The sequence below is a fragment of the Streptomyces sp. NPDC052682 genome (assembly GCF_040678435.1).
Lineage (GTDB): Bacteria > Actinomycetota > Actinomycetes > Streptomycetales > Streptomycetaceae > Streptomyces.
On sequence record NZ_JBFATS010000019.1, the window covers coordinates 17,628 to 42,529 of the forward strand.

Annotated in this window: 20 protein-coding genes and 1 pseudogene; 12 read left to right on the top strand and 9 right to left on the bottom strand. The window is 74.1% G+C overall.

The window, feature by feature from the left end:
• Positions 1-56: 56 nt before the first annotated feature.
• From AB0K80_RS26880 to AB0K80_RS26895, 4 genes are all read right to left on the bottom strand, one after another.
• Positions 57-4,691: a hypothetical protein gene (locus AB0K80_RS26880; RefSeq protein ID WP_365673913.1), complete on the bottom strand. Its 4,635-nt coding sequence runs from the start codon at positions 4,689-4,691 to the stop codon at positions 57-59.
• A 55-nt stretch (positions 4,692-4,746) separates the two neighbouring features.
• Positions 4,747-5,628 carry a hypothetical protein gene (locus AB0K80_RS26885; protein ID WP_365673915.1) on the bottom strand — a complete coding sequence of 294 codons (882 nt, stop codon included), beginning with the start codon at positions 5,626-5,628 and terminating at the stop codon, positions 4,747-4,749.
• Positions 5,629-5,779: 151 nt separating this feature from the next.
• A complete protein-coding gene (locus AB0K80_RS26890) occupies positions 5,780-7,306 on the bottom strand; it encodes a hypothetical protein (protein ID WP_365673917.1) in 1,527 nt (508 codons plus the stop codon).
• An 83-nt stretch (positions 7,307-7,389) separates the two neighbouring features.
• Complete coding sequence (locus tag AB0K80_RS26895; protein WP_365673919.1) at positions 7,390-8,091, bottom strand: GntR family transcriptional regulator; 702 nt, start codon at positions 8,089-8,091, stop codon at positions 7,390-7,392.
• A 170-nt stretch (positions 8,092-8,261) separates the two neighbouring features.
• Between AB0K80_RS26895 and AB0K80_RS26900 the strand changes: the two genes are divergently transcribed.
• The 6 genes and pseudogenes from AB0K80_RS26900 (at position 8,262) to AB0K80_RS26925 (ending at position 13,283) form a co-directional block, all read left to right on the top strand.
• The gene (locus tag AB0K80_RS26900; protein WP_365673921.1) at positions 8,262-9,563 is read left to right on the top strand and encodes an MFS transporter; all 1,302 of its coding nucleotides are present in this window, start codon (positions 8,262-8,264) and stop codon (positions 9,561-9,563) included.
• Positions 9,560-10,405, top strand: a complete 846-nt coding sequence (locus tag AB0K80_RS26905) for a putative hydro-lyase (RefSeq protein ID WP_365673923.1) — start codon at positions 9,560-9,562, stop codon at positions 10,403-10,405. Before AB0K80_RS26900 ends, AB0K80_RS26905 begins: the two co-directional genes overlap by 4 nt.
• 18 nt (positions 10,406-10,423) lie before the next feature.
• A complete protein-coding gene (locus AB0K80_RS26910) occupies positions 10,424-11,182 on the top strand; it encodes a 5-oxoprolinase subunit PxpA (protein ID WP_365673925.1) in 759 nt (252 codons plus the stop codon).
• Positions 11,179-11,802 carry a 5-oxoprolinase subunit PxpB gene (gene pxpB / locus AB0K80_RS26915; protein WP_365673927.1) on the top strand — a complete coding sequence of 208 codons (624 nt, stop codon included), beginning with the start codon at positions 11,179-11,181 and terminating at the stop codon, positions 11,800-11,802. The genes AB0K80_RS26910 and pxpB overlap by 4 nt, the downstream gene beginning before the upstream one ends.
• Positions 11,799-12,668, top strand: coding sequence for a biotin-dependent carboxyltransferase family protein (locus tag AB0K80_RS26920; RefSeq protein ID WP_365673929.1), 870 nt, complete (start codon positions 11,799-11,801; stop codon positions 12,666-12,668). Before pxpB ends, AB0K80_RS26920 begins: the two co-directional genes overlap by 4 nt.
• A gap of 38 nt (positions 12,669-12,706) precedes the next feature.
• Positions 12,707-13,283 (top strand): annotated as a pseudogene (locus AB0K80_RS26925) (GNAT family N-acetyltransferase).
• A gap of 65 nt (positions 13,284-13,348) precedes the next feature.
• Here the strand turns inward: AB0K80_RS26925 and AB0K80_RS26930 are convergent.
• Together AB0K80_RS26930 and AB0K80_RS26935 are read right to left on the bottom strand one after the other, a co-directional pair.
• A complete protein-coding gene (locus tag AB0K80_RS26930; protein WP_365673931.1) occupies positions 13,349-14,767 on the bottom strand; it encodes a HEAT repeat domain-containing protein in 1,419 nt (472 codons plus the stop codon).
• Between the two features lie 300 nt (positions 14,768-15,067).
• The gene (locus AB0K80_RS26935) at positions 15,068-15,460 is read right to left on the bottom strand and encodes an ankyrin repeat domain-containing protein (protein ID WP_365673934.1); all 393 of its coding nucleotides are present in this window, start codon (positions 15,458-15,460) and stop codon (positions 15,068-15,070) included.
• 295 nt (positions 15,461-15,755) lie between these two features.
• Between AB0K80_RS26935 and AB0K80_RS26940 the strand changes: the two genes are divergently transcribed.
• Entirely contained in the window at positions 15,756-15,950 is a 195-nt protein-coding gene (locus AB0K80_RS26940; protein WP_365673936.1) for a hypothetical protein, read from the top strand.
• A gap of 46 nt (positions 15,951-15,996) precedes the next feature.
• Positions 15,997-17,703, top strand: a complete 1,707-nt coding sequence (locus AB0K80_RS26945; protein ID WP_365673938.1) for a hypothetical protein — start codon at positions 15,997-15,999, stop codon at positions 17,701-17,703.
• A 544-nt stretch (positions 17,704-18,247) separates the two neighbouring features.
• Here the strand turns inward: AB0K80_RS26945 and AB0K80_RS26950 are convergent.
• On the bottom strand, positions 18,248-19,747 hold the full coding sequence (locus AB0K80_RS26950) for a PLP-dependent aminotransferase family protein (RefSeq protein WP_365673939.1): 1,500 nt from the start codon (positions 19,745-19,747) through the stop codon (positions 18,248-18,250).
• A 64-nt stretch (positions 19,748-19,811) separates the two neighbouring features.
• Between AB0K80_RS26950 and AB0K80_RS26955 the strand changes: the two genes are divergently transcribed.
• The 4 genes from AB0K80_RS26955 to AB0K80_RS26970 all read left to right on the top strand — a co-directional run bounded on the left by AB0K80_RS26955 (position 19,812) and on the right by AB0K80_RS26970 (position 23,319).
• Positions 19,812-20,501, top strand: a complete 690-nt coding sequence (locus AB0K80_RS26955; RefSeq protein ID WP_365673941.1) for a hypothetical protein — start codon at positions 19,812-19,814, stop codon at positions 20,499-20,501.
• The gene (locus AB0K80_RS26960) at positions 20,498-21,265 is read left to right on the top strand and encodes a glycerophosphodiester phosphodiesterase (RefSeq protein WP_365673943.1); all 768 of its coding nucleotides are present in this window, start codon (positions 20,498-20,500) and stop codon (positions 21,263-21,265) included. Before AB0K80_RS26955 ends, AB0K80_RS26960 begins: the two co-directional genes overlap by 4 nt.
• Before the next feature lie 54 nt (positions 21,266-21,319).
• Entirely contained in the window at positions 21,320-22,666 is a 1,347-nt protein-coding gene (locus tag AB0K80_RS26965) for an MFS transporter (RefSeq protein WP_365673945.1), read from the top strand.
• A 278-nt stretch (positions 22,667-22,944) separates the two neighbouring features.
• Positions 22,945-23,319, top strand: a complete 375-nt coding sequence (locus tag AB0K80_RS26970) for an RNA polymerase-binding protein RbpA (protein ID WP_003977404.1) — start codon at positions 22,945-22,947, stop codon at positions 23,317-23,319.
• 119 nt (positions 23,320-23,438) lie between these two features.
• Here AB0K80_RS26970 and fxsA read toward each other — a convergent pair whose 3' ends face one another.
• Both fxsA and AB0K80_RS26980 read right to left on the bottom strand, forming a co-directional pair.
• On the bottom strand, positions 23,439-24,014 hold the full coding sequence (gene fxsA / locus AB0K80_RS26975) for an FxsA family membrane protein (protein WP_365673947.1): 576 nt from the start codon (positions 24,012-24,014) through the stop codon (positions 23,439-23,441).
• 57 nt (positions 24,015-24,071) lie between these two features.
• On the bottom strand, positions 24,072-24,881 hold the full coding sequence (locus AB0K80_RS26980; protein WP_365673948.1) for a polyprenol monophosphomannose synthase: 810 nt from the start codon (positions 24,879-24,881) through the stop codon (positions 24,072-24,074).
• Between the last annotated feature and the right edge of the window lie 21 nt (positions 24,882-24,902).

Sequence of the window (24,902 nt, forward strand, 5' to 3'; positions counted from 1 at the left end):
CGCCCGCCCCCGGGCGCCCTTCCGGACGGTGATCGGCGCGGAGCACGCGGACCCGCTCAGGTCGCAGCGTGAGCAGGCCGCTTGTACATCCGGGTCGCCGTGATCTCGCTGTGCACCGCCTCCCCGGCAGGGGTCTGCTGCGGCAGTCCCGGCCGAAGGTGTTCCTCGACCCGGATGTACTTCAGCCCGGCCCTGAGGTCGGCGTCGTTGCGCAACCGGATGACCAGGGGGAACTCGGCGAGCGCGGTGGTGTCGAACAGGCCGGTGGTGTAGAGGAGTTGCACACCGAGCGCGTCGGCGACGGCCCGCTGGAGCTCCAGCAGATACGTGGCGTTGGCGCGGCCGATGGGGTTGTCGAGGAACAGCGTGCCGGCGTGCCGGTGGCGGTCGCGGCCCCGGTCGTTGCTCCTGAGCGCGGCCATCGTGCAGTACAGGGCGATGGCCGCCGTCAGCAGCTGGCCGCCGGAGAACACGTCGCCCATCTGCCCGACGGGGACACGCTCGGCGCGCAGCACCGCGTCCGGCTTGAGGATCTCCACGGCCACGCCCTTGGGCTGGAGCGCCGCCGCGACCCCGCGCAGCAGCAGGGACATGCCGTCGCGGCGCAGGTCGGAGTTCTTCTTCACGGCCGCGCGGGTCGCCTCGTCGATGACCTCGCCGAGCCGCTCGGTGAGGGTGGCCTGGTCGGGTTCCTCGAAGCGGATCCGCAGGAACTCCTGTCCGGACCACTCGCCGAGGCCCTCGGGCAGGCGGGAGAGCCGCTGCGCGGACCGGAGCGTGGCCAGGGCCGACTCGACGAGCCCTCGCAGGCGGTCCACGATCGAGTCCCGGTTGCGTTCCAGCTGCGCCAGCTCGTCCGTCAGCACCCGCAGCCGGGGCGCGAAGGCGTCCGCCCACTTCTGGGCGTGCTCGGGCAGCGCGGAGGCGGGCAGTTCGCGGATCTGCTGCCTGGCGGGGGTGCGGACCTGCTCGTAGCGGGTGGAGTTGGCGTGCCGGACGAGGACGTCGCTGGCCTCGCGTACGGCGGCCTCGGCGGCCGACAGGTCGGCGGCGCAGCCGCGCAGGGAGCGGCGGGCCTCGGCGGCGGACTGGCGGGCCTCCTCCAGGGTGCCCGGGTACGGCTCGGTCTCCTCCTGCTCCTCCTCCGGGGTGTGCTCGCGCAGCAGGTCGCGGAGCATCGCGGCGATCTCGTCGAAGCCGCCCGCCGCGTCCTCGGCGGCCCGGTGCGCCTCGAGCAGCTCGGCGTGCGCCTCACGGGCCTGGGCCAGCGCCTCGGTGCGGGAGGCGAGTTCGGCCTGGGCCGTGCGCAGCAGGGCCTGCGCGTGCTCGGCGTCGCGCGGCACGAGCTCCTCGGGCAGCTCGGTGTGCGCCTCACCGTCCTCGGGTGCGTGCCGTTCGGCCTCACCGCGCAGCCGCCCGAGCTGCTCGCTCGCGCTGGACATCCGGGTCTCCAGGAGCTGCACCAGCTCCTCCGCGCGGGCGGCAGCGGCCTGCCGGGAGGGGCCGTCGGACCCGTCGGGGGACTGCAGGAGCTGCTCCGCGCGCGTACGGACCTTGTTGCTCAGCCGGTCCAGCTCGGCACGCGCCGCGCTCTCGTCGCTCTCCGCGCGGGCCTGTTCGGCGCGCAGATCGGCGCCGACACCGACCTTCTCGTACACCTGGGAGGCGGCCCGGTAGGCCTCGCGCAGGGCGGGCAGGGACGCCTTCGGGGCCTCGGTCCCGTCCTCCGGTACGTCGTCGGGGGCGCCGGCGATCTCGGAGCGCTCGGCGCGCAGCGCACGGGCGGTGCGGCGGGCGTCGTCGGCGGCACGCTGAGCGGCGCGCCGGTCCTCGTCGGCGGCGCGGGCCCGCTCCAGGCACGCCTGGGCGCGAGCCTCCTGTTCGGCGGCCTCGTCGGCCAGTTCCCGCAGCCTGGCCTGCCAGCCGGCGCGCTCGCGGAGCCGGAAGGCCAGCCCGGCGAGGGCGTCGGCGGCGCGCCGGGCCTTCTGCGCGGTCTCCTGCCGCTCGTCCCGGACGCGTACGGCCTCGGCTGCGGCCTCCTCGGCCTCCGCCCGCACCGTGCGCGCCTCGGCCAGCTCGGCCTCGGCCTCTTCAGCGAACGCCCGGGCCTCCTGCGCGGCCTGCACCAGCTCGGTGAGCCGCCCGGCGGGGCAGCCGGTGCGCCAGGAGGCGAGCCGGGCCGCCAGCTCCCGGTCCTTGCCGAGCCGGGCGGCGAGCCGGCGGATCTCCTCGTCCCGCTCGGTCGCCCTGGCCCGCAGCGCCTGCCGCTCCTCGTCGGCGGCGTGTTCGTCGTGCATGGCCGGGTTCGGCGGTACGAGGAAGACGTCCCCGGAGTCGGTGCCGGGGGCCGGGGTGGGGGCGAGCAGGGCGGCGGCGGTGCCGACCGCGACGGCGGAGCGCGGCAGCAGCGCGGCGTCGCCGAGGGCTTCCCGGGCGCGGGCGTGGGAGTCCGGGTCGGTGATGATCACGCCGTCGACCAGTTCGGGCCGGGCGGCCAGCACGCGCGCGTGGTCGGCGGGGTCGACGGCCTGGGCGAGGTAACGCCAGCCGGGCAGCGCGGGGATGCCGTGCTCGCCGAGGTACTCCACGGTGGCGAGGACGTCCGGGCCGGGCGGCAGCAGGCCGCCGTCACCGAGGGCGGACAGGATCCGGGCGTCGTCGGCGGCGGCCGTCTGCAGGTCGAACAGCTGTCGTTCGGCGGAGGAGACGGTGCCGTCGAGCAGGTCGCGCAGCTCGTCGGCGAAGCGGTCGAGCTCCTCTGGGGTGAGGGCAGTGTCGCCGGTGCCCGGGCGGCTGTCGGGGGTGGTCTCGTCCTGCCGGGGCTGCGGAATCCTCGGGCGGGCGTCACCGGCCAGGCTCAGCAGCTCCGCCAGCCGTTCCTCCCCGGCCAGGGCCTCGGCGGTGCGGCGCTCCGCCTGGTAGGCCCGTTCCGCCGCCGTGGCGGCGTCGGCCGCGCGGGCGGCGGTCAGTTCCGCCCGGGTCTCGGCGGCGGCCGCCTCGCGCGCGTGCTCGGTGGCCCGGCGGGCCGCCTCCCGGGCCGTGTCCCAGGCGGCGACGGCCGTCTTCTCGGCGTCGCTCGCGGCCAGGGCCGCCCGGGCCGGGTCGGCGTCGGGCGCGCTGTCGTCGAGCCAGCCCGCCCGCACGGCCTCGGCGGTCTCCTGCTCGACCTCGCTGAGGCGCTGCCGCAGGTGCCCGACCTCGCTGCGGGCGCGCTGCGCCTGGGTGGCGGCGGCGGTGGACTCCTGGTAGGCGGTGTCGCTCGCCTCCTGCAGGGCGGCGGAGCGCTCCTCCTCCTCGTTGGCGAGGTTCTCGGCGTTCTCGGCGGCGGCGTGCAGGGCGCGTACCAGGTCGACGGCGGCCTTGGCGCGGGCGGCCAGCGCCGGGGCGGCGTCCCGCTCGGCCTCCTGGATGGCGGCGGACACCCGCGCGACGCGGTCGGCGGCGGCACGGTGGCGCAGCACGGCCTCGGCCGCCTGCCAGGCGGAGTAGAGGGTGCGGGCGTCGGCGAGTTCCCGCTTCTGGGCGGCGGCGGCCTTCTCGGCGGCGGCGAGCGCCAGCGAGGCGTTGCGGTAGGCGAGTTCGGCGGAGATCAGGGCGCTGCGCTCGCGGGCCGCCTCGGCGTGGGTGACGGCGTACGCGGCGGCGGTGACCCGCTGGGCCAGGTCGGCGGCCCGGGCGCGTTCCCGCACCCCGCGCGCGGAGAGCCTGCGGGCCAGGGTGCGGGTGCGGCGTTCGGCGGCGGCGTGGATGTCACGCGCGCGGGTGCGCGCCTCGGCGGCCTCGACGATCCGGCCGAGCAGGTCCACCGAGCCCGCCGTGAAGTCGCGTTCGGCGATCAGCTCGGCGCGTCGGCCCAGTTTGTTGCCGAAGCCGCTGACGAGGTCGGCGAGCCCGTCGGTGTCCCGGGTGTCGGTGACGGCGCGCAGCAGCAGGTCGGTGAAGTCGGAGTCCTTCTTCACGGCGAACAGGCCGGCGGCCTCGCCCTCGTCGGCGTTCATCTCCCGCTGGTAGCGGAAGAGTTCGGGGTCCAGGCCGAGCTCGCCGAGGTGCTCGGTCCAGCGCTCGTGGATCTCCTCCCAGTGCACCTCCAGGTGCGGGTAGGTCTTGCCGGCGTCCATCAGGGCGTCGCGGAAGCCCTTCATGGTGCGGCGCCGGCCCCGCGCGCCCGACTGGCCCTCGGCGGGCGGCCGTACGGCGGTGGACTCGGCGACGGGCAGGTTGTCGAGGCTGAGACCGGGGCCGGGCCGGAAGGAGTACCAGGCCTCGGCGAACTTGCGCGGGTCGTTGGAGACCTGCCGGCCGCGCCACTCGCTGACCTTGCCGACGACGACGCACTCGCCGGTCTGCACGTGCTGCCACTCCAGCGCCACATGCCCGCAGTCGTCGGCGAGCAGGAACTTGCGCAGCACGCCGGAGCTGGCGCCGCCGAGGGTGTTGCGGTGACCCGGCAGCATCACGGAGAAGATCAGCTTGAGCAGCACCGACTTGCCGCCGCCGTTCTCCAGGAAGAGCACACCGGCCGGCGCGGGCCTGCGCGGCGGCCCGACGGGCTCCTCCTCGAAGAACTCCGCCTGGGTGGGCGCGGGGTCGGGCACCACGTCGCCCACGCCCCGCAGGTCCAGCACGGTGTCGGCGTAGCGCGCACCGGCCGGACCGATGGAGTAGAGGCGGACCCGGGACAGCTCGTACATGGCGGACTCTCGTCAGTCTTCGGCAGGGCAGGGACGTTCGTTGGTGCGGGGCGCTTCAGGACGAGTGGAACGGCAGCCCGGCGTCGGCCACCAGGTCCAGGTCGTCGGTGTCCTCGGGGGGCAGCAGCGTCGGGGTGCCGTCGCTGACCGGGACCACGCCCAGTTCCAGCAGCTCGGCCATGGCGGCGCTGCCGGCCATGTCGCGCACCTGGAGCTGGTAGCGGGCCGTGGTGCGGTACGTGCCGCCGTTGTCGTCGCCGGTGCGCTGCAGGAAGCCGGAGTCGGTGAGGAAGGCGACGGCCTTGGCGACGATGCCGGTGGTGGAGCCCGCGAGGCGGCGGGCGTCCTTGGTGGCGCCGGTCGCGCTGCGTCTGGCCCAGATCCGCCAGGCGGCCTCCAGGCCGGGCGCGTCGGTGACCGGGTCGGTGTTCTCCCCCTGCTCGGCGGCCCGCTCCTCCAGCCGTCGGCAGGCCTGCCGGACGAAGGCGTCGACGCCGTTGACCGTGACGCGGCCGATGTAGCCGTCGTCGGCGAGGTCCTCGGGGCGCGGGAACGCCATCGCGGCGACGGCGAGATGGGCCAGTCCGTGCAGGAACCGGTCGCCGGAGTCGGCGGAGGTGCGACGCGCGTAGTCCCCCATGCGGACGGCGAAGACGGAGTCCTCGGCGGCGGTCACGGCCATCCCCGCGCGCGGGGAGACCTCCAGCACGATCAGCCCGAGCCCGGTGGCCACGGCGTCGGCGAGCCGGGCGAACGGCGGGTCCTCGCGGTAGCGGCGCAGCAGGTCCGCGTACTCCTGGTCGCGGGCGGGCTGGAGCTTGGGCTGGAGCCCGAAGGCGACGAGCCGCGCCGCGTCGGCGGCGTCGGCGGGGGTGACGGCGGCGGACGCCGACGGGGCCGGGCCCTCCGGCTCGCTCCACTCGACGTGCTCGCTCACGGACACAACTCCTCGGTCTTGACGACGACTGTGCGGACAACTCCCTCTGGGGCGCGGGCGACTCCCGCCAAGGCGCGCGCGACTCCCCCAGAGGCAGGGGGAACCGCGCGGCCGGCCACGGCGGACGCGCGGCCGCCCACCGGCGGACCCATCACGCGGCCTCCGTCCTGTCCGCGGCCATCCCGGCCGCGTCGAGCAGCGCCGTCCCCACGATCAGGTCGGCCCCGCCGAACTCGGGATCGTCCAGCTCGGTGCCGTCGTCCACGGCGAACAACAGCTTCTCCTCGCCCTGCCGGTAGGCGGTCCCGACCGGCGGACTGGCCGCGTGGATCGCCAGCAGGGCGACGAGGTACGGCAGATCGGGGTCCCGGCGGCGGGCCTGAGCCAGCAGCCCCGACAGCCGCCGGGGCGCGTCCGCCGGAAGGTCCAGCAGCTCCATGGCGGCGGCGAGCTGCTCCTCGCTGAACCGGCTGTCGTCCGGCGTGGCGATCAGGTCCGGCTCGGGCATCTCCGCGCCCAGGTGCTCCCGTTCCACGGGCGGGGTCAGCAGCAGGTCGACGAGGTCGCCGACCCGGACGGACACCGGGGTGCGCAGTCCGGTGCCGTGGGCGAAGAACGCGTCGGTGACCCGGACGGCCTGGGCCACCGGCAGGGGCAGGACGGGCGCGACGAGCTGGCCGTAGAGGTCGATCCCGGAGGTGTTCGCGGGCGTGGCGAAGGCCTGCCGGTCCTGCTCGGCGCGGAACAGGGGTCCCGCCTCCAGCAGCCGGGACTGCAGCTGGGTGTGCCGGCGGATGCAGTCCTTGACGATGTCGACCAGTTCGGCGGCGCGCCGCTTGTGCTCCGGGTCCTCGGACTCGTCGCGGGCCTTGCGGATGTTGGTGAGGATCGCGTTCTCGTGCCGGTACCGGTCGGCGACGTGGTCGAGCGCCTCGGCGATCATGTCGGGCACGGCGTTGAGCCAGTCCACCGCGCGCACGTTGCGCCGGGTGGCCTCCAGGGCCTTGCGCAGGGTCTCGGAGTACTGCACGGTCCGGTAGCGGGCCTGCTCGGCCGCGAGCTGGGCGTCGGCGAGCCGGCCGCGGCTGATCAGCACCTCCAGCTTGACCTCGGCGGCGATCTGCGCGCTGGTGACGTCGGTGTCGAGGGCGCCGACGAGGACGTTGACCGCCTCGTCCGTCGTGCGGAGGTAGACCGTGCCGCCGGGGCCGGGGACCTCCTCGATGAGCTTGAAGTCGTAGTCGCGGCGCACATAGGTGCCGTCCGGCCCGAACGTGCCGTACACCGCGCGGAAACCGCGGTCGACGCTGCCGACGTTGATCAGGTTCTCCAGGACCCAGCGGGCCACCCGCTCGTGCTCGGCGGCGGGCCGCTGGGGTGCCTGGGCGGCGATGCGCGGGATGAGCCGGGCGACGATCTGGTCGTGGTCGGCGCCGGTGTCGAAGTCCATGTTCAGCGTGACCAGGTCGATGGCCGCGAGGGCGATCTCCGCCATGCCGTAGACCGAGTACTCACCCGCGAGGTTGGCCTTGCGCGCGTCGAGGTCGTGCAGCGGCGCGGTGCAGGCGAGCGCGCGCAGCCGGCGCGCCAGTCCCTCGTCGGCGGCCGGCCCCGGCGCGGGGCGCGGCCCCGCGCTGAGCTGGGGCGGAACGCTGTCCGTCGATGCAGGCGAAGTCACGGTGCACAGACTAGGTCCTCGGTCTGACAACGACCCAAACGACGCAGACGCCGCCCCACCCGACCGCCGTCACACCGGGGCGCTCACGCTCCCGAGTCCTGCCCGACCCTGCGCCGGTACACCTCCCCCACCCGTTCCAGCGAGTCGTCGAGGTACGCCGCGAGCAGCCGCTCGGCCTCGTCCCGCCGGCCGGCCTGCAACGCCTCGAGGATGGCGATATTGCGCGTGATGTACGGTTCGTGCAGCTTGCGCGGCTCGTCCACCAGATGGAAGGCCAGGCGCAGTTCGGCGAAGACGCTGCGCATCAGCTCGTCGGTGCGCTCGCTCCCGGCGAGCGCGACCAGCTCCCGGTGGAAGTGGATGTTGGCCGTGCCCACCGCTTTCCAGTCGCCGTCGCGCGCCGCCCGCCGCCCCTCCTCCACGACCCGGGCGAGGGCGTCGAGGGCGTACGGCGGATCCCCCAGCCCGCGCACGACGGCGCACTCGACGAGGCGGCGGGTGCGGTAGATGTCCTCGACGTCCTCGCCGGTGAGGACCCGGACGAAGACGCCCCGGTTCAGTTCGTGGACGAGCAGGCGTTCGTGGGTGAGCAGCCGGAAGGCCTCCCGCAGGGTGTTGCGGGACACGCCGAGCGCACCGCCGATGCTGTCCTCCGACAGCCGGGTCCCGGGCGGGAAGTAGCCCTCGGCGATCCGGCTCCGCAGGATGTCCGACACCCGCTCGGCGGTGCTCGTGCGCCCGAGGAGCGCGCGGTCGTCGGCCAGATCCCTCAACTGCTCTGCCATGCCGGAATTTAATCCCACATGACAAGAACGAACCAACATGGGTATTGAGGGATCGTTGAACAATCCTCTACGGTGCTGCACACGGCACCGCCTCCCGCACCGCGGCGCCGGTCAGCTCCGCACGGCACTGCTCGTTTCCCGCACCCTCCTCCTCCCTCTGCGAGGTGCCCATGAGCACGACCCCTCCACCGAAGGCCCTCACCGACGACACACGCCCCGCGGGCACGCAAGACCCCTTGCACGACGGGGCGCTGGGCTGGCTGCGGGCGCTCGGCCCGCGCGGCCGGCGGGCCTTCGCCGGCGCGTTCGGCGGCTATGCCCTGGACTCGTACGACTACTTCACGCTGCCGCTGAGCATGGTCGCGCTGGCCGCGTACTTCGGTCTGGACAGCGGCCAGACCGGGCTGTTCACCACCGTCACCCTGGTGGTCTCCGCGATCGGCGGCGCCCTGGCGGGTGTGCTGGCGGACCGGGTCGGCCGCGTCAGGGCACTGCTGCTGACGGTGATCACGTACGCCGTCTTCACGGTGGCCTGCGGCTTCGCCCCGAACTACGAGACGCTGCTGGTCTTCCGCGCCCTGCAGGGCCTCGGCTTCGGCGGCGAGTGGGCGGTCGGCGCGATCCTGGTCGCCGAGTACGCGAGCGCCAGGCACCGGGGACGCACGCTCGGCGCGATCCAGAGCTCCTGGGCCGTGGGCTGGGCCCTGGCAGCGATCATGTACACACTGGTCTTCTCGCTGGCCGGCGACGACCTGGCCTGGCGCATCATGTTCTGGACCGGGGCGCTGCCCGCGCTGCTGGTGGTGTGGGTGCGCCGCAGCGTGCACGACGCGCCCGAGGCGGTCGCGGCGCGGGAGCAGAGCCCCGTGAAGGGCTCCTTCACAGCGATCTTCAAGCCGGGCCTGCTGCGCACCACGGTGTTCGCCGTGCTGCTCTCCACCGGCGTCCAGGGCGGCTACTACACGCTGGCCACCTGGGTGCCGACGTACCTGAAGACCGAGCGTGACCTGTCGGTCGTCGGCACCGGCGGCTACCTGACGTTCCTGATCTCGGGTGCCTTCGCCGGCTATCTGACCGGCGGCTACCTCACCGACAAGCTGGGCCGCCGGCGCAACATCTGGCTGTTCGCCCTGCTGTCGGCGCTGTGCATCCTGGCGTACGCGAACATCCCGAGCGGCGCCAACGGCCTGCTCCTGGTGCTCGGTTTCCCGCTCGGGTTCTGCATGTCGGCGATCTTCAGCGGCTTCGGGTCCTACCTGAGCGAGCTGTACCCGACCGTGGTACGCGGCACGGGACAGGGCTTCACGTACAACACCGGGCGGGCCGTCGGCGCGGTGTTCCCCACCACGGTCGGGTTCCTCGCCGACAGCTGGGGGGTGGGCGGCGCGCTGGTGTTCGGCGCGATCGGCTACGGGCTGGCGGCCCTCGCCCTGCTGGGACTGCCGGAGACGCGCGGGAAGGAGCTCACGTGAACCGCATCGACCGGAACACCCCCACCGCGGTGGAGGACCGGCCCGTGGTCCTCACCGACGAGCACGCGCACGCGTGGAGCCCCGCAACGGCACGCGCCCGCTTCCGGGCGGGCCTGACCGGCCCCACCGCCGGTGTCGCGGCGGGCCACACCCAGGCCAACCTCATCGCGGTGCCCGCCGACTGGGCCTACGACGTGCTGCTGTTCTGCCAGCGCAACCCCAAGCCGTGCCCGGTCCTGGACGTCACGGACGCCGGGTCCGTCACCACGGTGCTCGCGGACGGTGCGGACCTGCGCACCGACCTGCCGCGCTACCGGGTGTGGCGGGACGGCGAGTTGGTGGACGAGCCGACGGACGTGCGCGCGTACTGGCGGGAGGACCTGGTGTCGTTCCTGATCGGCTGCAGCTTCACCTTCGAGTGGGCGCTGGCCGAGGCGGGCGTGCCGATCCGGCACGTCGAGCAGGGCCGGAACGTTCCGATGTACGTGACGAGCCGGCAGTGCCGTCCGGCGGGGCGGCTGCACGGGCCGCTGGTGGTGTCCATGCGGCCGGTGCCGCCGCAGCACCTGTCGGCGGCGATCCGGGAGAGCAGCCTGCTGCCCGCGGTGCACGGCGGCCCCGTGCACTGCGGTGATCCGGCGGGGCTCGGCATCGCCGACCTCGGCCGCCCGGACTTCGGCGACCCGGTGGACGCCGAACCGGACGACATCCCGGTGTTCTGGGCCTGCGGGGTGACCCCGCAGGCGGCCGTGATGGCCTCGCGCCCGCCCTTCGCGCTCACCCACGCCCCGGGGCAGATGTTCCTCACCGACGCCCGCGACGAGCAGTACCGCGTGGCCTGAGCAGGAGACACTGGATTCATGACCCCCATCGATCTGAACGCCGACCTAGGCGAGGGCTTCGGCCGCTGGCGGCTCACCGACGACGAGGCGCTGCTGTCCGTCGTCACCAGCGCCAACGTGGCCTGCGGCTTCCATGCCGGGGACCCGGTCACCATGCGGCGGGTGTGCGTCCTCGCGGCCGAGCGGGGGGTACGGATCGGCGCCCAGGTCTCCTACCGGGACCTGGCCGGGTTCGGGCGGCGCGCGATGGAGGTGCCGCCCGCCGAACTGGCGGCCGAGGTGGCCTACCAGATCGGCGCCCTGGAGGTCTTCGCGCGTGCGGCGGGCTCCCGCGTGGCGTACGTCAAGCCGCACGGCGCGCTCTACAACCGGGTCGTGCACGACGAGGCGCAGGCCGCGGCCGTCGTCGACGGAGTGCTCCTCGCCGACGCCACGCTGCCCGTGCTCGGGCTGCCCGGCTCGCGGCTGCTGGAGCTGGCCCGGAAAGCCGGGCTGCCGGTGGTCCCGGAGGCGTTCGCGGACCGGGCGTACACCGACCAGGGCACGCTGGTGCCCCGCGGCCGGGAGGGCGCCGTCGTCACCGACCCGGAGACGGTCGTGGCGCGCTCGGTGGGCCTGGCCCGCTCCGGCGAGGTCGTCGCGCAGTCGGGGGCGCGCATCGAGGTACGCGCGCGTTCCCTGTGCCTGCACGGCGACACGCCCGGCGCGGTGGACCTGGCGCGCCGCGTCCGGGAGCGCCTGGAGGCGTCGGGTGTCCGGGTGGAGGCCTTCGCATGAGGGTGCTGCCCGTGGGAGAGGACGCCCTGCTCGTCGAGGTCTCGTCCGGGGACGAGGCCCAGGCGCTGCACGCCGAGCTGCTGCGGCGCCGGGCGGCGGGCGCCCTGCCGGCCCGCGAGATCGTGCCCGCGGCCCGTACGGTGCTGCTCGACGGCCTGCCCGACCCCGCCCGCGCGGCCGCCGACCTGGCCGCCGCCGAGGTGCCCCCCGCTCCCCCGCGCACGGGCGAGGTGGTGGAGATCCCGGTGCGCTACGACGGTCCCGACCTGGCCGACGTCGCCGCGCGCTGGGGAGTCGCCGAGCCGGAGGTCGCGCGCATCCACGCGGCCGCCGAGTACCGGGTCGCCTTCTGCGGGTTCGCGCCCGGCTTCGGCTACCTCACCGGGCTCCCGCCGCGCCACCACGTGCCGCGCCGGGCCACCCCGCGTACCGCCGTCCCGGCCGGTTCGGTGGCGCTGGCCGGCCCCTACACGGGTGTGTACCCGCGCTCCTCGCCGGGCGGCTGGCAGCTGATCGGCACCACGGACGTCGTGCTGTGGGACCACGCGCGTGTGCCGGCCGCGCTGCTGTCGCCGGGCACGCGCGTGCGCTTCGTTCCCGTCGAGGCGGGTGCGGCATGACGGACCGCGCGCTCGCCGTCGTACGGGCCGGGGCCCTGACCACCGTCCAGGACCGGGGGCGTCCCGGCCACGCCCACCTCGGGGTGCCGCGTTCCGGGGCGCTGGACGGGCCGGCGGCGGCCCTGGCCAACCGGCTGGCCGGCAACCCCCCGGAGGCGGCCGTCCTGGAGACGACCCTCAACGGCTGTGCCGTACGGCCCCGTTGCCCGGTCACGGTGGCGGTCACCGGCGCGCCCTGCCGCGTCACGGTGGACGGACGCCCGGCCGCCTGGGGAGCCCCGGTCCGGGTGCCCGCCGGGGCGCTGCTGGACGTCGGGCCGGCCACATCGGGCGTGCGCAGTTACGTCGCCGTCTCCGGCGGCATCGCGGTGGAGCCGGTCCTCGCCAGCCGCTCCACCGACCTGCTGTCGGGCCTCGGCCCGGCCCCCCTCGCCGACGGCACCGTCCTGCACCTGGGCGACCTGCGGGCGGCGCACGCGCGCGTGGACGTCGCCCCGCAGCCGGCGCCCCCGGCCGAGCTGGTCCTGCGCGTGACGCTCGGCCCACGCGACGACTGGTTCACACCGCGGGCCCTGCGGACCTTCACTTCGCGCACCTACCAGGTCTCCCCCGCCAGCAACCGCATCGGGCTGCGCACCACCGGCCCCGCCCTGGAGCGCGCCCGTACCGAGGAACTCCCCAGCGAGGGCATGGTGCTGGGCGCCGTGCAGGTCCCGCCCGACGGCAGGCCGGTGGTGTTCCTGGCCGACCACCCGACCACCGGGGGCTACCCGGTCATCGCGGTGGTCCGCACCGCCGACCTCCCGGCCGCCGCCCAGGCCGTGCCGGGCACGCCCGTACGGTTCATGGCGGTCCACCGCCGCTGACGCCCCGGGCCGCCGGGGGGCGCGATACGTTGCCCGTCATGACGGAACTCGGCCCCGCCCTCTGGCCCCCCGCCCCGATCAGGACCGAGCGGCTCGTGCTCCGCGCGTCCGAGGCCCGGGACCGTGCGGCGTTCATCGAGCTGTTCGCGTCGCCGGAGGTGGGCACCCACATCGGTGGCCCCCGACCGCGTGACGAGCTCGAACGCGCGCTGCCCGAGGTGCCCGGGCGGCGCCCCGGCCTCTTCGTGGTCGCTCTCGACGCAGCGATGATCGGCATGATCACGCTGGACCGGCGTGACGCGGAGCGCCCGGGTCACCCCCGTCCGGAGGCCGGGGAGACCGAGCTCGGCTTCCTGTTCCTGCCGCATGCCTGGGGGCACGGATACGCCGCCGAGGCGTGCGCGGCGGTCGCTCGACTGGTTCGCCGGCGCGCTTCCCGGCGAGCCGGTGGTGCTGTGCACCCGGACCGCCAACGACCGCGCGATGCGCCTCGCGGCGAAGCTGGGGTTCACCGAGGTGACGCGCTTCGAGGAGTACGGCGCCGAGCAGTGGTTCGGCGTACGGTCCTGCGCACCCGCCGGCCGCCCGGGACAGGCGGAGTCCCACCACCACTGAACCCGCAGCACCCCTCGTTCACCCGGACGGTGTCCTCCCGCCCGGGTCTTCCACGGGTCTGGGGGTCACACGGCGGTTTCCTCGGGCCCGATCCGGCTGCGTACGGCGGTCTGGACCTCGGCCTCCTCGGCCGGGTCGGCGGCGAGCCGGCGCAGGCGCTCGACGACGCGGGTGTCACCGGTCTCGGCGTGCCGGGCGGCGAGTTCGCGGGTGGTCTCCTCGCAGTCCCACAGGCACTCGACGGCGAAGCCGGTGGGAAAGGAGGGGTCGGTGGCGGCGAGGGCGCGGGCGGCCCGGCCCCGCAGATGGGAGGAGGCGGTCTCGCGGTAGATGTGGCGCAGTACGGGGGCGGCGCAGCCGATGCCGAGCCGTCCGGCGCCGTCGACGAGGGTCCACAGGGTCGGCGCGTCCGGGCCTTCGCCGCGTACGGCCTCCCGCAGCGCCGCGAGGACCTGGTCGCGGTCCTGGGCGCCGCCGCGGCAGGCGAGGACGCGTCCGGCGGCCGCACCGAGCGCGTCGGGCCGGCGGGCCCAGCCGCGCGCCCGGTCGACGGCGGCGACACTGCGCATGCGTTCGAAGGCGTCGACGGCGGCCTCCACGACGGCCGCCGAGCCGGAGGCCACGGCGCCCTCGATCAGGCACAGGGCGTCGGGGTCGTTGCTGTCGGCGAGGTAGCGCAGGGCGGCGCACCGCGCGCCGTCGGGGCCGTCCTTGGCCGCCTGGACGATCTCGGGCCGGTCCTCGGGCCCGGCCACGGCGGCCAGACACCGGGCGGCCGGCACCTGGAGGGCGGCCCCGCGTTCGGCGCCCTGCTGGGCCCATTCGAGGACGGCTCGCACGCTCCACCCCGGGCGGGGCCCGGACGGACGCATCTGCCGCTGCCAGCGGTCGAAACAGCCGGCCTCCTGGGCGGCACGCACACGCGTGGCGATGGACTCCCGGGGATCCTCGGCCCACAGGCGCCACGGCCGGGGCTCGAAGGCGTCCCGGACGGTGGCGGCGAGTTCGGCCTCGCCTTCCGGGTCGGCCGGGAAGCGCGCCAGGACGGGTGCGGCGAGGGCCCGAAGCCCCGCGTCGTCGTCGCGCAGCGCCAGTTCGTCCAGGGCCCAGGCCCAGTTGGAGCCGTGGGCGGCGTACCTGCGCAGCAGTTGCAGCGCGTCGCGCCGGCCGTAGGAGGCCAGGTGGCCGAGGACGGCCAGGGCGAGCCCGGTGCGGGACTCGTCGGTGTCGAGGACGTCCTCGGGCTCGAAGAGGTGCGCCTCGATGGCGTCCAGTTCGCCGTTCAGGTCGAGGTACAGGCGGGCGTAGTAAAGGGAGCGGTTCTCCACCTGCCAGTCGTGGCGGGGGTCGCGCAGCACACAGTGGTTCAGTGCCGCGAGCGCCTCGGCACGCGGTGCGGTGAGCGCGTGCAGCGTGCCGTCGCCGCGACCCCGCTGGAGCAGGCCGAGCAGCGTACCGCTGGGCGCTATGACCGGATCGAACATGGGAAACAGCCTCACATCAAGCGTCGACGCAACCGGGGACGTGCCTTACCTGGCCGCGTGACAACACGTCGGTGCGCCCGCCGTTTCCTGCTTGCTGTAGACCATCTTCCTCTGCCTCTCGTCGGTGGCCCATGCGGACCGCGTCACGGTCCGCGCGGTGCGGCAACACTTGCCCGGCCATCACGTCCGTGAACCACGACGTCATGATGACCCGGCGGTTCGACCCGCCGCGACCGAAATTTCGGCGGCCCTGTACCGCCTCCCCCGTTTTCCGTGTTTTCGCTGGTCAGAGCATTCGGCTCAGCGCTCGCCGAAGAGTTCGAGCAGTTCGGTCCGGCCGAACATGCGGGCGGTGTCGACGGCCGAGGGGGTGCCGGCGGACGGGTCCGCGCCACGCTCCAGCAGCGCCTTGATCACGTCCGTCTCCCCCTTGAAAACCGCTCCCGCGAGCGGTGTCTGCCCCCGGTCGTTGACGCGGTCGGCATCGGCGCCGCGGGCGAGCAGGGCCCGGACCGCGTCGGCGTGGCCGTGGTAGGCGGCGAGCATCACGAGACAGTCGCCGCGGTCGTTGGTGAGGTCGGCCGGAACACCCGCGTCGACGTACGCCACGAGTTCCTCGGTCCGGCCCCGCCGGGCCAGATCGAAGATCTTGGTCGCCAGCTCCACGACCTCGGGGTCGGGGGCTTCTGTCATCGGCCGGACCGCCTCTCACTGCTCACGGACTGCGCGTGCGGCCGCGAGCGGCGCGGCCGTACGAGTGAATCGCCAGCGTACTGGCTCGCGCGGCACATGACCCGATGTGCCCGAGGTAAAGATCACCGCAGACCCGCCCGAGCGCAAGCGCCCGGCTCGACCGGGTCAAACGAACACTCCGCCGAGCGAGGGAAAACGCCGGAATTCCACCCAGTTGCACCCTTTATCGTATGGATACATCCTGTGAGCCTGGAAGTACTCATGGTGACTGTCCCCGCGAACCAGGAGACCCCCAATGATCCTCTCCATCTCAGGCGTGGTCCTGCTCGGCATCATCGTCTTCCTCTTCTTCCGCAAGGACGGCCTGAAGGCGTCGCACGCCATCATCGCGACCCTGTTCGGCTTCTATCTGGCGAGCACGGCCATCGCCCCGAGCATCAAGGCGGGCGGCGAGAGCCTCGCGAGCCTGCTCGGAGGCATCAAGTTCTGACCCCCCAGACGTCCCACCCGCCCGTACGCACCCCCCGGAGGCAGCAGTGGCCCGGCGCCCACTCCCCCGCATTCTGAGCAACGGCGGCATGCAGCTCGCCCGGAGCCGGGAGCTGGCCCGGACGGCAGCCGACAGCGCCACCGACATCCTCCATCCGCTGATCACCATCACCCGCGGTCTGCGCCGGCTGGCCTCGGCCGGGCGGCGCAGGTGGTCCGACACCCCCTCGGACAAGCGCGGCGGGCTGCTGTTCCTGGCCGCCTCGGTGATCATGGCCGTGGCCCTGGTGCCGTACGGCCCGCTGCTCGCCGCCATCACGCTGATGGCGGCGGCGGCCTGGCAGGGCCGCGACCGCACCCCGGCCGAGCCCGACGGCCCCGACGAGTCGCAGACCCAGCGCCTGAAGTCGCTGTACGAGGCCCTCGTGCCGTACTTCTCGGCCGCCGAGGACCCGGCGCCCCTGTACACGCACGGCGGCGAGTGGGAGAAGGCCTTCCCCGCCTACGAGTTCGACGCCACCGGCCGGATCGCCCACCTGGTGATCAGCTACCCGGCGTACTTCCCGGACGGCGAGGCCGCGGCCCGCGTCCGGATCCAGCACCTGCTGACGGCCAAGTCGGGGCGCGGCCGCGAGTACCACTTCGCGTGGGACGAGGAGGCCAACCACCTGACGGTCACCGTGCTGGCTCCGCTGCCCACCGACATCCTCGCCCAGCGGTTCGTCACCGCCCCGGGCGAGACGGTCCTCGGCTTCACCGACCCCGCCCAGGTCCAGCGCACCCTCCCCCTCACCCACGGGGAGGAAGAACCCCGCGACGTGCCCCCGGTCGTGTGGCGTACGGGCATCCGCTCCACCGAGCCCCACCTGCTCGTCCTCGGGCAGCCCGGCAGCGGCGTCTCCACGCTGCTGCGAGGCATCGCCCTGCAGGCCCTCCAGCACGGCGACGTCGTCATCGTCGACGGCGGCGGCACCGGCGAGTACGCCTGCCTCACCGGCCGGGACGGCGTCCTGGCCGTCGAGTCGGGCCTCGCGGGCGCGCTGGCGAGCCTGGAATGGGCCTCCCATGAGACGGAACGCCGGCTCGTCACCGCCAACCGCGCCCACCAGGCCGGCCACCCGCCGCCCGACGACAGCAAACGCCCCCTGTGGATCCTCCTCGACCGTCCGAGTGCCTTCACCCACCTGGCCGCCGCCGACGGCCGCAAGGATCCGCAGTCCCTGCTCCAGGTCCCGCTGCGGCACGGCCGCCCCGCGAACGTGACGGTGGTCGTCGCCGACCAGCTGGACAGCCTGGACGCCCTGAGCGATCCGGTACGGCAGCACACCCGCGCGCGGGTCGTCCTCGGTCCGGCGACGGCCGAGCAGGTGGAGTCCGTCCTGGGTGCTCCGCCGCCCACCACGCCCCTCGACACCGTCCCGCCCGGCCGCGGTTACGCCCGTCTCGGCACGGGCCCGGTCCACCGCCTGCAGGTCCCGTCCACGCCGAACCCCTACGACGACGCGACGAGCGAAACCCACCGCCAGGCGGTACTGGCTCTGCTCCCACCCCGCACGACTCCGGCGGACGCGACCACGGCCCAGGAGCCGGCTCCCGAGCCGCCGCAGGCTGAGCCGGCCCCCGCGGAAGGGGCGGAGACGGCGGAACCGAACCAGGCCGCACCCGTTCCCGCGGATGCGGCGGAGCCGACTCCCGAGCCGACGAAGGCGGATCCGGTCCCCGCGGAAGCGGCGGTGGCGGCGGAATCCACGTAGCGCACGGACGTACCCGAGGGCGCACGGCGGCCGACCGGGCCTCCCACCGGCACGGACATGCCCATCCGGACCTCCCACCAGCGCGGGCGTGCCCGAGCGAGGCACGGCAGCCGCCCGGGACCTCACCGGCACGGGCGCGCCCGAAGGACGCACGGCAGGCATTCCCGGGCCTCCCACCAGCGCGGGCATACCCGAAGGGCGCACGACAGCCGGCCAGGCCTCCCACCGGCACGGACATGCCCGAAGGGCGCACGACAGCCATCCGGGCCTCCCCCAGCGCGGGCGTACCCGAAGGACGCACGACAGCCGGCCAGGCCTCCCACCGGCACGGACATGCCCGAAGGGCGCACGACAGCCATCCGGGCCTCCTACCGGCACGGGCGTGCCCCAGGGCGCACGGCGGCCGACCGGGGCCTGCCCCCCGTGGGCCGCCACGTCCCCGCCCGGCCGGTCCGTCCACGACTTGGACGGCCGCGGCGCCCGGCGCCCGGTGCACAGCCACGTCCGCGGTCCGCGGGCGGGTGCCGCCCAGCGCTCGACGCCCCTAGGCGACGAACGTACGAGGAGCCTCCCCGCCCCCCGCTCCACCGCTCTCCACCAGCCGCGCGGCCGCGGCCAGCCGCACCGCCGCCTCCTCGGCCACCGCACCCCCCACGGTGAACGGCAGCCGCACGTACCCCTCGAACGCCCCGTCCACCCCGAACCGCGGCCCCGACGGCACCCGCACCCCCACCCGCTCGCCCGCCTCGGCGAGCCGCGACCCCGACAGCCCCCCGGTCCGCACCCACAGCGTGAGCCCGCCCCGGGGCACCTCGAACTCCCAGCCGGGCAGCTCTCTGCGGACCGCCGCCACCAGCGCGTCGCGGTTCTCCCGGGCCTGTGCGCGCCGCACCTGTACGGCCTGCTCCCAGCCGCCCGTGCCGAACAGCCAGTTCACGGCCAGCTGCTCCAGCACCGGCGTCCCCAGGTCGGCGTACGCGCGGGCGGCGACCAGGCTGCGGATCACATCCGGCGCCGCCCGCACCCATCCGATCCGCATCCCGGCCCAGAACGCCTTGCTCGCCGACCCGACGGTGATCACCGTGGACCCGGCCGGGTCGAAGGAACACACCGGTCGCGGCATCTCCACACCCGGGTCGAGCCACAGCTCGCTCATCGTCTCGTCGGCGACGAGCACCGTGCCCGCCGAGCGCGCCGCGTCCACCAGCCGCCGCCGCTGGTCGTCGTCGGCGAGGGCGCCGGTCGGGTTGTGGAAGTCGGCGACGACGTACGCGATCCGGGGCGCCGCGTCCCGCAGCACCTGCCGCCAGCGGTCCATGTCCCACCCGGCGAGTCCCTCGGCCATGGCGACGGGTACGAGCCGGGCCCCTGCCTCCCGCATCAGCTGGAGGATGTTGGCGTAGGAAGGCGACTCGACGGCGACGCGCTCACCGCGTCCCGCGAAGAGGTGGCAGATCGCGTCGATCGCGCCCATCGCCCCGGTCGTCACCATGATCTGCTCGGGCATGGTCGGGATGCCCCGCGCCGCATACCGCTCGGCGATCATCGACCGCAGCGCGGGCAGCCCGGCCGGGTAATCGCCGTGGGTGTGCGCGTACGGCGGCAGCTCCTCCAGGGCGCCCTGTACGGCCCGGGTCAGCCACGGCTCCGGGGCAGGCAGCGCGGCGCAGCCCAGGTCGATCATCGAGCCGAGCGCCTCGGGCGGCAGCGGCTCCAGGCCACGGGCCGGCAGCGGGTTGCCGGCCGGTACGGCAGTCCAGCTGCCCGCGCCGCGCCGCGACTCCAGGAACCCCTCGCCGCGCAGCGCCTCGTACGCGGCGGCGACCGTCGTCCGGCTGACGGACAGGGCGAGGGCCAGCTCCCGCTCGGCGGGCAGCCGGGCGGCCACCGGGACCCGCCCCTCCAGCACCAGCAGGCGGATGCCGTCGGCGAGCGCGCGGTAGGCGGGCGGGCGGCGGGTGCCGGGCCCCGCCGGACGGTCCTGCTGGGACTTCAGCAGCCGCGCGAGCTGTGCCGCACCCACGGCCGAGGTCCATTGCGCCATGGAAACCAGTCCACCTTCCCCGAATTGGCCATGGATGGCTTGCTTCTCCCGGCCACAGGGTGTCATGCATCAGGCCACTACCACCACAGGGGGGCACCTCGTGTCCAAGCAGAGGCTTCTCGTGCGGCGACTGCTGCAGCTCTACGCCGGGCTCGCGCTGTACGGCGTGAGCTCCGCGCTGCTCGTGCGGTCAGGGCTCGGGCTGGAGCCGTGGAACGTGCTGCACCAGGGTCTGTCCGAGCGGACCGGGCTGTCGATGGGGCTGGTGCTGACCCTCGTGGGCGCGGCGGTGCTGCTGCTGTGGATCCCGCTGCGGCAGCGGCCGGGGCTGGGCACCGTCTCCAACGTGCTGGTGATCGGCGCCGCGATGGACGCGACCCTGGCCCTGGTGCCCGACGCGCACGCCCTGGGCGTGGGCATCCCGCTGATGACGGCGGGAATCGTCCTCAACGGGGCGGCGACCGGCCTGTACATCGCGGCCCGCTTCGGCTCCGGCCCCCGTGACGGCCTGATGACGGGCCTGCACCAGCGCACGGGGCTGTCGATCCGCCTGGTGCGTACGGCGATCGAGGTCACCGTGGTGGCGACGGGCTTCGCCCTGGGTGGCACCGTCGGCGTCGGCACGCTGCTCTACGCGGTGTCCATCGGCCCGCTCGCCCAGCTCTTCCTGCGCGTGTTCGCCGTCCCCCCGGCATCCGGCGGCAGCACGGTCGTTGCCACCGCTCGACCCCGGGGAGCGATACTGCGTTCGTGACCTCGCCGACACGCCACCCCTACCTCGACCATCCCGGTCCGATCGCCTTCGCCCACCGGGGCGGGGCCGCGGACGGCCTGGAGAACACCGTGCGCCAGTTCCGCCGTGCGGTGGAGGCGGGCTACCGGTACCTCGAGACCGACGTGCACGCCACCCGGGACGGCAAGCTCGTGGCCTTCCACGACGCGACCCTGGACCGGATGACGGACGGCGCCGGCCGGATCGCCGACCTGCCGTGGCAGGAGGTGGCGCAGGCGCGCGTGGCCGGCGAGGAACCGGTGCCGCTGTTCGAGGAACTGCTGGAGACCTTCCCCGAGGTCCGCTGGAACGTCGACGTCAAGGCGGAGCCCGCCCTCCTGCCCTTCCTGGACCTCGTCGAGCGGACCGGCTCCTGGGACCGGATCTGCCTGGGCTCGTTCTCCGAGGCCCGCGTGGTGCGCGCCCAGCGGCTGGCCGGGCCGCGCCTGGCGACGTCGTACGGCACGCGGGGCGTGCTCAACCTGCGGCTGCGCTCCTGGGGCCTGCCCGCAGCGGTGCGCCGCTCGGCCGTCGCCGCCCAGGTGCCGGAGGTCCAGTCCGGGATCCAGGTCGTCGACCACCGCTTCCTCCGCGCCGCACACGCGCGTGGACTGCACGTACACGTGTGGACGGTGAACGATCCGGAGGCCATGCACCGGCTTCTGGACCTGGGCGTGGATGGCATCATGACCGATCACATCGACACACTGCGCAAGGTCATGGAGGACCGCGGCGTCTGGGTCTGAGACCCGGGGGCCTCGCGCCTCAGCGCGTTCCACCACGGGGAAGCGAGGGCACGGGTGGGCACCGACACCGTGTGGACACCGCCGGCCGACGAGGCCGACGGGCGCAAGCGCGAGCAGCGCGGCTGGTACGTCTACGACTGGGCGTGCTCGGTCTACTCGACGAGCGTGCTCACCGTCTTCCTGGGCCCCTACCTCACCGCGGTCGCCACGTCGGCGGCGGACGCGGAGGGCTACGTCCACCCCCTGGGAATCCCGGTCCGCGCCGGTTCGTTCTTCGCCTACTCGGTGTCCCTGTCGGTGATCCTCGCCGTGCTGGTGATGCCCGTGGTGGGCGCTGCCGCGGACCGCACCGGGCGGAAGAAACCGCTCCTCGCGGCGGCCGCCTACACCGGGGCCGCGGCCACCACGGCGATGTTCTTCCTCGACGGCGACCGCTATCTGCTCGGCGGGGTCCTCCTGGTCGTCGCCAACGCGGCGCAGTCCGTGGCGATGATGCTCTACAACTCCTACCTTCCGCAGATCGCCCCGCCCGAGGAACGCGACGCGGTCTCCTCCCGCGGCTGGGCGTTCGGCTACGCCGCGGGCTCCCTGGTCCTCGTCGCCGACCTCGCCCTCTACACCGGCCACGACTCCTTCGGCGTCTCCGAGAGCACGGCGGTGCGCATCTGCCTGGCGTCGGCCGGACTGTGGTGGGGTGCCTTCGCCCTCGTACCGCTGCGCCGGCTGCGCGACCGCCGCTCCCCCGCCCGGGAGGCGGCCCTCCCCGGATTCCGGCAGCTGGCCGCGACCGTCCGCGACATGCGCCGCCATCCCCTGACGCTCGCCTTCCTGCTCGCCTACCTGGTCTACAACGACGGCATCCAGACCGTGATCTCCCAGGCCTCGGTCTACGGCTCCGAGGAACTGGGCCTCGGGCAGTCGACGCTCATCGGCGCCGTGCTGCTGGTGCAGGTCCTGGCGGTGGCGGGCGCCCTGGCCCTCGGACGGCTGGCCCGGACCTACGGGGCGAAGCGCGCGATCCTCGGTTCGCTGGTGGCGTGGACGGTGACGCTGGGGGCCGGATACTTCCTGCCGGCCCGGACGCCCGGGTGGTTCTTCGTCCTCGCCGCCGGCATCGGCCTGGTCCTCGGCGGCAGCCAGGCACTGTCCCGCTCCCTGTTCTCCCACCTGGTCCCGCCCGGCAAGGAGGCCGAGTACTTCTCCGCCTACGAGATCAGCGACCGCGGCATGAGCTGGCTCGGCCCGCTGCTGTTCGGGGTCACCTACCAGCTGACCGGCAGCTACCGGGACGCGATCATCTCGCTGGTGTGCTTCTTCGTCATCGGCTTCGCCCTGCTCGCCCGGGTTCCGGTACGGCGTGCGATCACGGATGCGGGCAACCCGGTACCCGAAAGGATTTAGCACTGGAAGCGAAAGGGCGGTAGTGTACGCGTTTGGCCTGCCAGGCGTACCGTTACTGCGCGTCAAAGATGCCGAAACGCTGAGTCGCATCTGCTAGCAGATGTGACAAACCGGGCGCCGGTGGGTACGACATTGGTCAGCAAGGCTGCGGCTACGACGGCGACGCACGACCCGGAACGGGACTCGGAACGGGAATCTTTACCGCCGACCGGACGTTGACCGGATGACGACGACAGCGACACCTGTCCTGTGGGCGACAAGCCCGGGAGGCACGATTCATGAGTGAGCGAGCTCTTCGCGGCACGCGCCTCGTGGTGACCAGCTACGAGACGGACCGCGGCATCGACCTGGCTCCGCGCCAGGCCGTGGAGTACGCATGCGAGAAGGGGCACCGCTTCGAGATGCCCTTCTCGGTCGAGGCGGAGATCCCGCCGGAGTGGGAGTGCAAGGTCTGCGGGGCCCAGGCACTCCTGGTGGACGGCGACGGCCCGGAAGAGAAGAAGGCCAAGCCCGCGCGTACGCATTGGGACATGCTGATGGAGCGGCGCACCCGTGAGGAACTCGAAGAGGTCCTCGAGGAGCGTCTGGCGGTTCTGCGCTCGGGGGCGATGAACATCGCGGTTCATCCCCGGGACAGCCGCAAGTCGGCGTGACCCCGACAGGGGCCTGAGCGGACTGATACAGCACTGACCGCGGGCGCCGTACGTGATCTCACGTACGGCGCCCGCGGTCTTGTGCGTTTTCGCGATCAGGCCGGATCGGCCCGGGACGCTCAGTGGGTCAGCGGCGGACGCTGCTCCCGCGGGGCGTCGCCCGGCTCCTGCCTGATGACCTCGCCTTGGACCACCTTGCCGTCGGGGTGGTGTATCCGGGCCTGCCGGAACGCATCGCCCAGGGTGCCCGGGCCGGCCGCGCGGAGCTTGCGCTCGACGGTGCGCTCGGCGGTACGGCTCACGGCCTTCTGCACCGGGGGCAGCAGCAGGAGCAGCCCCACCGCGTCGGAGATCAGGCCCGGGATCATCAGCAGCAGGCCGCCGAGCATCATCAGCCCGTTGCCCTCGCTGCCGGGCCGGGCCGTGTCGGGCAGCACGCCGCTCTGCTGCTGTTGCAGCGCCTCGGTGAGGTTCCGGAAGGCCCGCCGTCCAGCCCGCTTGATCACGACGGAACCGAGGACGAGGCCCGCCACCAGCAGCAGGAACACCACCAGCCCGTTCGACGCGCCGGCGACGACCGTCAGCAGCCAGACCTCCAGCACGAGCCACGCGGCCACACCAAGCGGGAGGAACGTGCGCAGCCGGGAGCGCCGGGGCCGGACGGGGTACGCGGGGGTCTGAGCGCCAGTCGTCATACGTCCCAGTGTGCCCGGGCCCGGCTCAGCACGGGATAAGGCCGCGACCAGCCGTGATCAGGCCCGCGTCGAGGGGGTGTCGCCGCGCCGGCCCAGGACCTTGCCGACCCGCTCCCCCACACCCCAGGCGGTGACCCGCCACAGCGCCTCGACGACGATGTCGCGGCTCATCTTGGAGTCGCCGAGTTCGCGCTCGACGAAGGTGATCGGCACCTCGACCACGTGGTAGCCGGCCTTGACCGCGCGGCGGGCCAGGTCGACCTGGAAGCAGTAGCCCTGCGAGGCCACCTGGTCCAGGCCCAGCCCCTCGAGGGTCTCGCGCCGGAAGGCGCGGTAGCCGCCGGTCACGTCGCGGATCGGCACGTCGAGCATGAGGCGCGAGTAGGTGCTGCCGCCGCGGGAGAGGAACTCGCGGGACTTGGGCCAGTTGACGACCCGCCCGCCCGGCACCCAGCGGGAGCCCAGCACGAGGTCGGCGCTCTTGAGGGCGGTGAGCAGGCGGGGCAGTTCCTCCGGCTGGTGGGAACCGTCGGCGTCCATCTCGACGACCACGCCGTAGCCCTTCTCCAGGCCCCAGCGGAAACCCGCGAGGTAGGCGGCGCCCAGGCCCTCCTTGCCCTTGCGGTGCAGGACGTGCACGTGGTCGTCCTCGGCGGCCAGTTCGTCGGCGAGCTTTCCGGTGCCGTCGGGGCTGTTGTCGTCGGCCACGAGCACGTGGGCCTCGGGGGCGGCCTTGCGCACCCGGCCGACGATCTTCTTGATGTTCTCCGCCTCGTTGTAGGTCGGGATGATCACCAAGGCCGTGCCGAGCGGACCGAACTTCCTCCCCTGGGCTCCTGCCGCGAGGGTCCCGTCGCCGTCTGTCACTGCTGCCCCTTCATGTCCGTA